This window comes from Bradyrhizobium sp. P5_C11_2, from assembly GCF_054049755.1.
Window position 1 is genome coordinate 1 of the sequence record NZ_JBFULT010000603.1, and the last position, 4,392, is coordinate 4,392.

3 protein-coding genes are annotated in these 4,392 nt (G+C 63.8%); all 3 read left to right on the forward strand.

Annotation, left to right across the window (positions count from 1 at the left end):
* The first annotated feature begins 433 nt into the window (after positions 1 to 433).
* The 3 genes from ACXJL8_RS35020 to ACXJL8_RS35030 all read left to right on the forward strand — a co-directional run bounded on the left by ACXJL8_RS35020 (position 434) and on the right by ACXJL8_RS35030 (position 4,121).
* Positions 434 to 1,831 (forward strand): MFS transporter, encoded by a 1,398-nt coding sequence (locus ACXJL8_RS35020; RefSeq protein WP_456622768.1) that lies wholly within the window; start codon positions 434 to 436, stop codon positions 1,829 to 1,831.
* A gap of 122 nt (positions 1,832 to 1,953) precedes the next feature.
* Positions 1,954 to 2,781: a 3-keto-5-aminohexanoate cleavage protein gene (locus tag ACXJL8_RS35025; protein WP_456622767.1), complete on the forward strand. Its 828-nt coding sequence runs from the start codon at positions 1,954 to 1,956 to the stop codon at positions 2,779 to 2,781.
* A gap of 134 nt (positions 2,782 to 2,915) precedes the next feature.
* Positions 2,916 to 4,121, forward strand: coding sequence for an MFS transporter (locus ACXJL8_RS35030; protein WP_456622766.1), 1,206 nt, complete (start codon positions 2,916 to 2,918; stop codon positions 4,119 to 4,121).
* Positions 4,122 to 4,392 lie beyond the last annotated feature (271 nt).

Sequence of the window (4,392 nt, forward strand, 5' to 3'; positions counted from 1 at the left end):
CCCGAAGACTTTGCCGCTTCATCCCAAGGACGAGATACACCTGAGAAGCGATCTTCTCGGCGTGGAGTATCGCCGCTGGCTTCGTGCTTTGGCGGGTGACGGACCCATGCCCGATCGCGCGCAGGAGCCGGCGGCCGAGGGCGCGGTCGCAAACTGAGTGACCGGGCGAAGCGCAACGCGAGTGACGTTGAAGAAGGCGCTTTGAGCGCGGCGGGCTTCAAGCGTTCCACCGCCTAAAATAACATCATGTTAGGTTTATCGAATAACTGGGTAATTGTGTTAGCCCGGCGAAAGCCTATTGTCGCGACCAATCAGACACCTATCGGCAGTGACAAGCGCTCGCGAAACTCCGCAGAGCGTCCGGAGATTGCTGCCCAATTTCGAGCGAAGCCCGCCAACGGGACGTCAGCAAACCAGGGAGGAATTTTCTGAGATGACCACGACTCGCGCGATCCATCACATGAATCAGTCCAAAAAGGCTGCTGCGAGCGGCTGGATTGGGTCGGCTCTCGAATATTATGACTTCTTCATCTACGCGACCGCTGCGTCGCTGATCTTCCCGCAGATCTTCTTCCCGTCGGACAATCCCACCGTCGCCATCGTCGCATCGCTGGCGACCTATGGTGTTGGATATGTGGCCCGGCCGATCGGTGCCTTCGTTCTCGGACATTGGGGCGACACCCATGGCCGCAAGACTGTTCTCGTCGTCTGCATGTTTCTGATGGGCATCTCGACGATGGCCGTTGGTTTTCTGCCGACCTATCAACAGGTCGGCATCCTGGCGCCGATTTTGCTCGTCATCCTGCGCCTCGTGCAGGGATTTGCCGTGGCCGGTGAAATTTCCGGCGCAAGCTCGATGATCCTGGAGCATGCGCCGTTCGGCCGGCGCGGCTTCTATGCAAGCTTCGCCCTTCAGGGCGTGCAGGCCGGACAGATTCTCGCGGCAGCCGTCTTCCTGCCGCTGGCGGCCTACATGCCGACCGAGGCCTTCAACAGCTGGGGCTGGCGGATTCCCTTCCTGCTCAGCTTCTTCGTCATCGTCGCAGGCTACATCATTCGTCGCGAAGTCGACGAAACCCCTGCCTTTGCGCAGGAGGGCGAGCGGGGAGAAACGCCGCGCTCGCCCATTGTCCAGGCCATCAAGCTGAGCTGGCGCGACATGCTCAGGGTCATCTGCATGGCTCTGATGAACGTCATCCCGGTTGTTGCGACCATCTTCGGTGCGGCTTACGCGGTCCAGCCGGCCTATGGCATCGGATTTGCCAAGGACGTCTATCTGTGGATCCCGGTCCTCGGAAACATGCTGGCCATATTCGTCATCCCCTTCGTCGGCAATCTCTCCGACAAGGTCGGTCGCAGGCCTCCGATCATCGTGGGCGCGCTTCTCTCCGGCCTGCTTGCCTTCGTCTATCTCTATGCCATCAGCATCAGGAACGTGCCGCTGGCGATCCTGGTGTCGCTCTTGATGTGGGGCGTCGTCTATCAGGGCTACAACGCGATCTTCCCGAGCTTCTATCCGGAGCTGTTTCCGACACGCACCCGCGTGTCGGCAATGGCGATCTCGCAGAACATCGGAACGACCATCACCGCATTGCTTCCCGCCCTGTTCGCGACCGTGGCGCCTCCCGGCTCGGCCAACATCCCGTTGACGGTGGGGGCGATCGCCTTCGGCATCACGGTCATCGCGGCGCTGGCGGCCGTCACGGCCCGGGAAACTTACCGGATCAGCATCGACGATCTCGGCAATCCCGAAGCCGTTCCGATGGCGCGGGCAGACTATGAGCGGCGGCGTACGGGAGCGGCGAGCGGGGCTGCCGCAGTTCCGACCTGACGGATATGGTATGAGGCGATTGCCGCTGCGATCGATGATTGTCGCAGCGGCAGGGCTTCACGGCAGTCGTGACTGCCGATTCGATTTTGTGCGCGTGAGCGCGATCATGATGAGGTTGCAGGATGAACCCCGCTGTCGTTGCCGTCGCAATCACAGGCTCCGTTCCGCGCAAGAAGGACAATCCCGCGGTGCCGATCTTGCCGTCCGAGCAGATCGAGTCGACGCACGAGGCCTTCGAAGCCGGTGCCACGCTTGCGCATATCCATGTTCGCAACGATGACGAGACGCCGTCCTCCGATCCGGAGCGTTTTGCCCTGGTGCAGGAGGGGATCAGGAAGCATTGTCCGGGGATGATCGTTCAGTTCTCGACCGGCGGACGTGGCCGCGATCCCTCGGCGCGTGGATCGTCGCTCTATCTGAAGCCGGACATGGCCTCGCTCTCCACGGGATCGGTGAACTTCCCGACGATCGTCTACGAGAACAGCGCGGCCCTGGTCGAAACCCTCGCCACCGGCATGAAGGCGAATGGCATCCGTCCGGAAATCGAGATATTCGATCTGTCGCATCTGCATGGCGCCCGCCGCCTGATCGAGGCGGGGTTGATCGACCCGCGTCCGCACGTGCAGTTCGTCATGGGCGTCAAGAACGCGATGCCGGCCGACGAGCATGTCCTCGACATCCTCCTGGGAGAGCTCAGGCGGTTGATCCCGAAAGCGACGTGGACCGCGGCCGGGATCGGTCGCCATCAAGCCGAGGTCATGGGCTGGGCGCTCGCGCGGAGCGCCGACGCGGTTCGCACCGGGCTCGAGGACAATATCAGGATCGACAGGACGCGCCTCGCCGCCAGCAACGCTGAGCTCGTGACCATCGCCGCCGATTCTGTCAGGCGCCACGGCCGGCGCGTCGCGACTGTGGCTGAGGCGCGATCCTTGCTCGGGATCGCAGAGTAGGGGCTGCTGCCTCCTCCTGACATGCTCCCGGGCGCCTGCTGCCATTCGGCGGCCGGCGTTCCCGCAAGCTGARTCTCCGGGTAAGAGGGGTGTCACAGGCGTGATCGGCGCCTGCCGGGCAGGCGACGAGTGGAATGCGATTCTTGAAATCTGACAGCAGGCTCATCGGGGTCCTGCTGGTGCTGGCAATCACCCAACTCATTGGATGGGGCACGATCGGCCTTCCGGCCGTCATCGGCCGTGACCTTGCGGCCGATCTCGGGCTGAGCCTGCCGGCGGTGTTTGCGGGCAGTTCGGTGCTTTATGTCACCATGGGGCTGTGCGCGCCCTGGCTCGCCAAGGCGTTTGCGCGACACGGGGCGCGCAAGGTGATGATGGTGGGCACGGTCGTTGCCGTGCCGGGCTATATCGTCCTGTTCTTCGCGCGCGAGCCGATGCTCTATTTCGCGGCCTGGGTCATTCTCGGCATGGGCGGCAGCGCCACGCTGTCGACCGGTGCCTATATCATGCTCAACGAAGTAGCCGGGCGGCAGGCCAAGAACGCCATCGGCGCGCTCATGCTGGTGACCGGCCTCTCCAGCAGCATCTTCTGGCCGACCACCTCGTTCCTCAGCGGCCATTTCGGCTGGCGCGGCACCTGCCTGGTCTACGCTGCCATGCTGATCCTTATTTCGCTTCCGCTCTACGCATTTGCCGCGCCGCGCCGGAAGGTCGCGAAGGACGACGGCGGAGAGGCCGCAAAACCTTCCGATGTGCCTGCGATTCCCAAAAGCACCTTTAACCTCGTCGTCATCGCGATCACGCTGAACGCCTTCGTCAATTTCGGCCTCGGCGCCGTCCTCATCGAGCTGCTGCGGGCGGAAGGCCTGGCGCCGGCGCAGGCCATCGCGTTCGGCTCGATGCTCGGCGTGATCCAGGTCAGCGCCCGCGGGCTCGATTTTCTCGGCGGAGGGCGGTGGGATGGCATCACGACCGGGCTGGTCGCCGGCACGGCGCTGCCCGTGGCCATGCTGCTCTTGATGGTGAGCGAGGGCGCGACCTGGGCGGTCGCGGTCTTCATCCTGCTTTATGGCGCCGGCAGCGGCGCGATGGCGGTGGCGCGGGCGACGATTCCGCTGGTGTTCTACGACCAGGCCGAATTCGCCAAGGCGATGTCGATGATCGCGCTGCCGCTCAACCTGGCCTCGGCCATCTCGCCACCGCTCCTCGCCGGGCTGCTCACCCAGTACGGCAGCCGCGGCGCGCTGGGCCTGACGCTGGTATTCTCCTGCGCCACGGTGCTGATCCTGGTCCTGCTCGGCCGGCGGCGGCCGCAGGTGGCCGCGGCGGCCACGGTGTGAAACCTGATGATCGATGCGGTCGACGGCTCGCCTGAGTTGCTGTGAGTTGCGTGGCGCCTTCTCCTCGTTTTCATCGAGTGTCGCCCGGCCGCAACAGCAATCGCGAGGGGAACCCGCTAGAACTAAACCGTCACTCACGTGGGCTCTAATTTGCAATGAATCGTACGCTGATCTGCCTCGCTGCGCTGGCCTGGTCCGCGGCCGCTGCGGATGCTGCCGACTTGCCCGTGAAAGCATCGCACCCCGTTGCTGCACCTCTTCCCGGCTGGAC

What these genes read in the sequence shown, in the direction of transcription:
- ACXJL8_RS35020 (WP_456622768.1), top strand. Translation starts at nt 434, where the DNA reads ATGACCACGACTCGCGCGATCCATCACATGAATCAGTCCAAAAAGGCT.
- ACXJL8_RS35025 (WP_456622767.1), top strand. Translation starts at nt 1,954, where the DNA reads ATGAACCCCGCTGTCGTTGCCGTCGCAATCACAGGCTCCGTTCCGCGC.
- ACXJL8_RS35030 (WP_456622766.1), top strand. Translation starts at nt 2,916, where the DNA reads ATGCGATTCTTGAAATCTGACAGCAGGCTCATCGGGGTCCTGCTGGTG.